This window comes from Actinomycetospora lutea, assembly GCF_028737205.1.
Taxonomy (GTDB): domain Bacteria; phylum Actinomycetota; class Actinomycetes; order Mycobacteriales; family Pseudonocardiaceae; genus Actinomycetospora; species Actinomycetospora lutea.
The window spans coordinates 210539-217225 of sequence record NZ_JAQZAL010000006.1 but is presented as its reverse complement, the minus strand read 5'-3'; the positions used below and the strand labels follow the sequence as shown (position 1 = coordinate 217225).

The 6687-nt window shown below is 74.0% G+C and carries 3 protein-coding genes and 1 pseudogene; 2 read left to right on the top strand and 2 right to left on the bottom strand.

All coding sequences use genetic code 11. The features are described 5' to 3' along the window. Positions 1-202: 202 nt before the first annotated feature. Positions 203-1432, top strand: a pseudogene (locus PHK61_RS09450) (IS110 family RNA-guided transposase). A 78-nt stretch (positions 1433-1510) separates the two neighbouring features. Here the strand turns inward: PHK61_RS09450 and PHK61_RS09445 are convergent. Next, the gene (locus PHK61_RS09445; protein ID WP_274280703.1) at positions 1511-2065 is read right to left on the bottom strand and encodes a hypothetical protein; all 555 of its coding nucleotides are present in this window, start codon (positions 2063-2065) and stop codon (positions 1511-1513) included. A gap of 201 nt (positions 2066-2266) precedes the next feature. Between PHK61_RS09445 and PHK61_RS09440 the strand changes: the two genes are divergently transcribed. Further along, positions 2267-2941, top strand: coding sequence for a GPR1/FUN34/YaaH family transporter (locus PHK61_RS09440; RefSeq protein ID WP_274280702.1), 675 nt, complete (start codon positions 2267-2269; stop codon positions 2939-2941). 124 nt (positions 2942-3065) lie between these two features. On the opposite strand, the gene PHK61_RS09435 is transcribed toward PHK61_RS09440, so the two are convergent. Continuing rightward, positions 3066-6641, bottom strand: a complete 3576-nt coding sequence (locus PHK61_RS09435; RefSeq protein WP_274280716.1) for an error-prone DNA polymerase — start codon at positions 6639-6641, stop codon at positions 3066-3068. Positions 6642-6687: the final 46 nt, after the last annotated feature.

Genomic DNA, 6687 nt, shown 5'->3' with positions numbered 1-6687 from the left:
CTGTCTCAACTCGCCACGCCGCTGGCCACCGTCACCAACGTCCTGGCCGGGTACAGCTAGATCGTGCCCCTCGTCGGTGAGCGAGGAGTTCGTAGGGCTGGTGGGATGTCGTGCCCGGCCGACCGCGCCGCGAGCACTGTTCCATTAGGTCGCACCCGTTCTCCTCCAGGCTCACCGGATCGGTGCAAACGAAGGAGAGCTGGTGCTGTTCGTCGGAGACGACTGGGCCGAGGACCATCACGACGTCGAGATCGTCGACCAGGCCGGGCAGCGGCTGGCGCGCCGGCGTCTCGACGAGGGAGCGGCCGGCCTCGCGGCGCTGCACGCGCTGATCGCCGACCATCTCGACCCGGACGCCGAGTCCGACCAGGTGCTGGTCGGGATCGAGACCGACCGCGGGCCGTGGGTGCAGGCACTGCTCGCTGCGGGCTATGTCGTCTATGCGGTCAACCCGCTGCAGGCCGCTCGCTAGCGGGAACGCCACGGGGCCTCGGGCGCCAAGAGCGATCCCGGCGACGCGCACGTACTGGCCGAGCTGGTGCGCCTCGACCGTGACCACCACCGCCCGATCGCCGGTGACTCGACGATCGCCGAGCACGTCAAGGTCGTCGCCCGCGCCCATCAGTCGATGATCTGGTCGCGGCAACGACAGACCAACACGTTGCGATCGATGCTGCGCGAGTACTACCCCGGCGCTGTGGCCGCGTTCGACGACCTCGCCGGGCGTGACGCCCTCGCGGTGCTCGCGCTGGCACCGACCCCGGCCCAGGGTCGGCGTCTGCGCGTGGCGCAGGTCGAGAAGGCACTGCGCGCCGCCGGCCGCCAGCGCAACCTCCCCGCGACTGCGCATCGCATCGTGGCGGCGCTGCGCGCCGAGCAGCTCGAGGCCCACCCCGGGGTGGTGGACGCCTACGCCGCGAGCGTGAAGGCCCTGGTCGCGGTGATCGGCGAGCTCGCCCGCCAGTGCGAGGTCCTGCGAGGCGAGGTGCAGGCGGGTTTTGGCCGGCACCCGGACGCTGAGCTCTACCTGTCCCAGCCCGGGCTGGGACCAGTGCTCGCCGCCCGGGTGCTCGCCGAATTCGGAGACGACCCGCACCGCTACGCCGACGCGCGGGCCCGCAAGAACTACTCCGGCATGGCCCCGGTCACCCGCGCCTCGGGCAAGACCCGAGTCGTGCTGGCCCGCCACGCCCGCAACCGCCGCCTGGCCGACGCGCTCTACCAGCAGGCCTTCGCCGCCCTGAACACCTCGCCCGGCGCCCGGGCCCACTACGACGCTCATCGCGCCCGCGGCAACACCCACCACCAAGCCCTACGGGCCCTCGCCAACCGGCTCGTCGGCATCCTGCACGGCTGCCTGCGCCACCGACGTCTCTACGACGAGGCCACCGCATGGCACCCCGTCGACAACACCACCCCAGCCGCAGCTTGACCGCTTACGACCGTGGGATGTCTAGCGCGCGCTCCGCGTCCCCGCCGGGCGACCGATGGCCCGCGACCGACCGGCGGGTCAGCCCCGACGGCGACCGAGGCGCGCGGTCAGCGTCGGCGAGGCCGTCGCCGCGTTGGCCGCCGCGACGACGCCCGCGTAGATCGCGTGCTGGACGAAGCTCGTCACCACCAGGCGGCGCTCCCAGTGCCACGGCGGTGGCGTCTCGCCGAGCACCGGGAACAGGCCGAGGGCCATCACCTGGGACGCGGTGAAGAACGCCAGCCCGGCCGCAGGCTCGCGGCGCAGCACGCGCTGCAGGACGACGTGGGCGGCGCCGACCGCCGAGCCGTACCCCCAGTGCACGAGCCAGAACAGCGCCGTGCGCTCCTGCGACGACCGCGGCGACCACCCGACGACGTGGCGCGTCAACGTCGCCGCGGCGATGACGACGTGCTCGCTGTCGTCGTAGTCGAGGACCACGCCGGCGTCCTCGGGGGTGATCCCGTGGCGGCGGGTGAAGCGGCGACGCCGGAGATGGGCCGCGAGGGCCATCGCGCCGGTGCCGACCGCGCCGCCGAGCGCCCCTCGAGCGGTCTCGCGCAGCACCCGTGCGTCGTCGCGCCGTCTGCCCATGGGGGCCAGCATGCCCTGGATCGGTTCACGATGCGGACGGACAGGTTCCCCCTCCGTTCGTCCCCCTCCGTTCGTCCGGTGACGCGCGAGGCGTGTCCCACACCACACTTGGTTTCACACCGGATTCACGTCGTTGCGCCGCGTGGCGCAAGGGGGCGAGCCCCGTGCGTGCATCCCGGTCGGCAGAACGAAGGAGTGGGGATGACCACGATCGACGAGCAGTCCGCCGACGCCGGTGGCGCGCACGCCGCCACCGACACCGCCGCCGCGGACGCGGCAGCGGCGGCAGGCGCCAACCCGGCACTGGTCGGGGTCCCGACGTTCGTGATCGGGTCGGTGGCACTCGGGCTGTACCTCATCGGGTTCACGGGCGCCTCGAGCACCGCCCTGGTCGGCATGCTGCCGATCCTGTTCATGTGCACCGGCATCGGGCAGCTCGTGGCCACGGTGTGGGCGGCGCGCACGGGCAACGGTGCGGCCGCCGCGATCTTCGGCATCTTCACCGGCTTCTGGCTGAGCTTCGCGGTGCTGGCGACCTCGCTGGGCGCCGACTGGTTCGGGCCGACCTCCACCGACACCGCCGTGGCGACGGGGGCCCAGGAGACGTTCCTGCTCACGTGGCTGATCGGCGTCGTCGTCCTCACCGTGGCCTCGCTGCGCCTGCCGGCGATGTTCACCGTGCTGTTCGTCCTCATCGACGCCGCCCTGCTGATCGTGCTGCTCGGCACCTCGAGCGGATCGACCGGGCTGCTGTTCCTCGGCGGCATCGTGGTGTTCGCCTTCGCCCTGGTCGGCGTCTACATGTTCGTGGACGCCCTCGGCCAGGCGACCGGCGGCAAGCCGATGCCGATGGGCAAGCCGATCGTCGGCGGCTGACCGACCGCCGCGGTGCCGGGCCGCGGTGCCGGGCCGCGGTGCTGAGCGAAGGGCCCCTTCGCTCGGGTAGATGGGCCGTGGGCGCCCGTCGCCGGGTCCTCGTTCGGCAGCGGTCCTACAGGGGTCAGCGGAAGTCCCGCGAGCTCGACGGCACGCGGAGCTCGAGGCGCTCGACGCGGTCGGCGACGAGGTTGACCACGCTCGGCGCGTCGTGGGCCCGCTCGACACGGCCGCGGATCACGAGCGCGGCGCTGGTGCGGGCCACGACGCGGTGGCGCGCCCAGAGGCCCTCCGAGCAGACGACGTTGAGCATGCCGGTCTCGTCCTCGAGGTTGAGGAACGTCGTCCCGCCCGCCGTCGCGGGACGCTGGCGGTGGGTGACCACCCCGCCGACCTCGATGCGCTCGCCCTCAGGCACGGCGGCGACCCCGGCCACCGAGTACGCGCCCCGCTCGTCGAGGGCGGCGCGCAGGTGGGTCACCGGGTGGCTGTCGGGGGTCAGGCCGGTGGCCCACACGTCGGCGACGGTGAGCTCGACCGCGCTCATCCCCGGCAGCGCCGGGGCCTCGAGCCCCACCGCGGTGTCGGGCAGGCGGTCGTGCCGCACCCCGTCACGCACCACCCCCACCCCGGCGGCGGCCGCGCCGGCGGCCCACAGCGCCTCGCGGCGGTCGAGACCGAAGCAGCCCAGCGCCCCGGCCGTCGCGAGGGCCTCGACGTGGGCGGTGGTCAGCTCGGCGCGGCGGGCGAGGTCGGCGACGTCGCGGTAGGCGCCACGGGTGTCGCGCTCGGCCACGATCCGCGCGGCCACCTCGTCGCCGAGCCCCCGCACGCCGGCGAGCCCCAGCCGCACCGCGACCCCGCCGGCGCTGCCCTCGTGCGGCTCGAGGCCCGGGGTGTCCAGGGCGACCTGGACGTCGGGGCCCAGCACCACCACGCCGTGGCGGCGGGCGTCGGCGGTGAGCGACTGGGGCGAGTAGAAGCCCATCGGCTGGGCCCGCAGCAGCGCCGCGCAGAAGGCGGCGGGGTGGTAGAGCTTGTACCAGGCGCTGACGTAGACCAGCGACGCGAAGCTGATCGAGTGGCTCTCGGGGAAGCCGAAGTTCGCGAACGCCTTGGTCTTGTGGAAGATCGTGTCCGCGAGGTCGCCGGTGATCCCGTTGGCCGCCATGCCCTCGTAGAACCGCGCGCGCATCCGCTCGATCCGCTCGCTGGAACGCTTGGCCGACAGGGCGCGCCGCAGCTCGTCGGCCTCGGCGGCGGAGAAGCCGGCCACGTCCACCGCGAGCTGCATGAGCTGCTCCTGGAACAGCGGCACCCCGAGGGTCTTCTCCAGCGCCGGCTCGCAGAGCGGGTGGTCGTAGACGACGCGCTCCAGCCCGTTGCGCCGCCGGATGTAGGGGTGCACCGACCCGCCCTGGATCGGCCCGGGCCGGATGAGGGCGACCTCGACCACCAGGTCGTAGAACTCCCGGGGCCGCAGCCGGGGCAGCGTCGCCATCTGGGCCCGGGACTCGACCTGGAACACGCCCACCGAGTCGCCCTCGGCGAGCATGGCGAACACCGCGGGGTCGGTGGGCTGCAGGTCGTGCAGCTTCACCCGCACCCCGTGGTGTTCGGCGACCAGGTCGGCGGCGTAGTGCAGCACCGAGAGCATCCCCAGCCCCAGCAGGTCGAACTTGACCAGCCCGACCGCCGCCGCGTCGTCCTTGTCCCACTGGATGACGCTGCGCCCCGGCATCCGCCCCCACTCCACGGGCACCACCTGGTCGACCGGGCGGTCGCAGATGACCATGCCGCCGGAATGGATCCCCAGGTGGCGCGGGAAGCCCGCGATCTGCTCGGCGAGCGAGGCCACCGCCGGCGGCATCTCGGGCACCTGGCCCGCGAGCTCCGCGCCGGGACCCCACCGGTCGATCTGCTTGCTCCACGCGTCCTGCTGGCCCTGCGAGAACCCCAGCGCGCGAGCCGCGTCGCGCACCGCCGACCGCGGCCGGTAGGTGATGACGTTGGCGACCTGCGCGGCCCGGTCGCGCCCGTAGCGCGCGTAGACGTACTGGATGGCCTCCTCGCGGCGGTCGGACTCGATGTCGAGGTCGATGTCGGGGTAGCCGTCGCGCTCCGGGGAGAGGAAGCGTTCGAACAGCAGGCCCATCTGGACGGCGTCGACGTGGGTGATGCCCAGCGCGAAGCAGACCGCCGAGTTGGCCGCCGACCCCCGGCCCTGGCAGTAGATGTCGTGGTCGACGCAGTACTGCACGATGTCGGCGACGATGAGGAAGTAGCCGGGGAAGCCCTGCTGCTCGATGACGTCCAGCTCGTGGTCGATCACCTCGAACGCCCGCGGCGAGCGCAGCCGGTCGCCGTAGCGCACCCCCGCCCCCAGCCACGTCAGCCGGCGCAGCCAGCTCGCCTCGGTCTCGCCCTCGGGCACCGCGAACGGCGGGAGCTCGGGGGCCAGCAGCTCGAGACCGAACGCGCACTCGCGCCCCAGCGCCGCGGCGTGGGCGACGGCCTGCGGGTGGCGCGCGAACCGCTGCGCCATCTCCGCCCCCGAGCGCAGGTGCGACGGCCCCGGCGGCAGCCAGCCCTCGGCGTCGTCGAGGCTGCGCCGCGCCCGCACCGCCCCGAGCGCCGCCGCGAGCCGCGCACGGTCGGGCGTCGCGTAGTGGGCTCCGGTGGTGGCCACCGTGCGCAGACCCCGGCCCCGGTCGGCGCGCCCGGCGAGCTCGGCCAGCGCCGCGTTGCGCTCGGTGTCGTCCGGGAGGCCCTGGTCGGTGAGCTCGACCGCGACGTTGTCGACGCCGAACAGCGCGACGAGCCGCTCGATCTCGCGGGCGGCCGCCTCCGCCCCGCCCGTCGCCAGCGCCCGGCGGACCGACCCCTTGCGGCACCCCGTCAGCACCTGCACGTGCCCCCCGAGCGTCGACGCGACGCGCTCGGGGTCGTACACCGGGCGGCCCTTCTCGCCGTGGGTGTGCATCTGTCCCTCGGTGATCGCCCGCGAGATCGCCCGGTAGCCGTCGGGGTCGCGAGCGAGGACCAGCAGGTGGTCGCCCTCGGGGTCGGGCACGCCGTTCTGCGGGGCGGACAGGCCCAGCGAGAGCTCGGCGCCGTAGACCGTCGGGACCCCCAGCTCCTGCGCGGCCTCGGCGAAGCGCACCACTCCGTACATGCCGTCGTGGTCGGTCAGCGCGATCGCCTCGAGGCCCAGGCGCGCCGCCTCCTCGACCAGCTCCTCGGGGTGCGACGCGCCGTCGAGGAAGCTGAAGTTGGAGTGCACGTGCAGCTCGGCGTAGGGGACGGTCGTGCCCGTGGCGCGCGTCCCCGTCGGCGGACGGTAGGGCGTGCGGTGCCGCGACCACGCCGGGCTGTCGCCCCCGTCGCCGGGGAACTGCTCGTCGCGCGGCGGCCGCAGGGTGCCCGGGCCGTCCACGCGATCGCCGTCGTCGAAGGCGAGGGGGTCGCGCACGAAGTCGTCCGGGGGCCAGGGGCCGATGTGCCCCTCGTGCGGCTCGTCGTCGCGCCGCCGGACCGCGGCGTCTCCCTCCCGACGGGTCGGGCTCCGCTTCGCAGCGTCTCCCTGGATCGCCTTCCGCGTCCCGTTGCCCCGCCCCTGCAGACTGGGCCCGTCGGCCGGGCGCCCGGACAGCAGGCGTTCCATCTCCGACCAGTCGACCGGCGGGTTGTTCCACCCCATCGGCACCTCGCGAACCGTCGATCGAACACGTGTTCGACAGAATAGA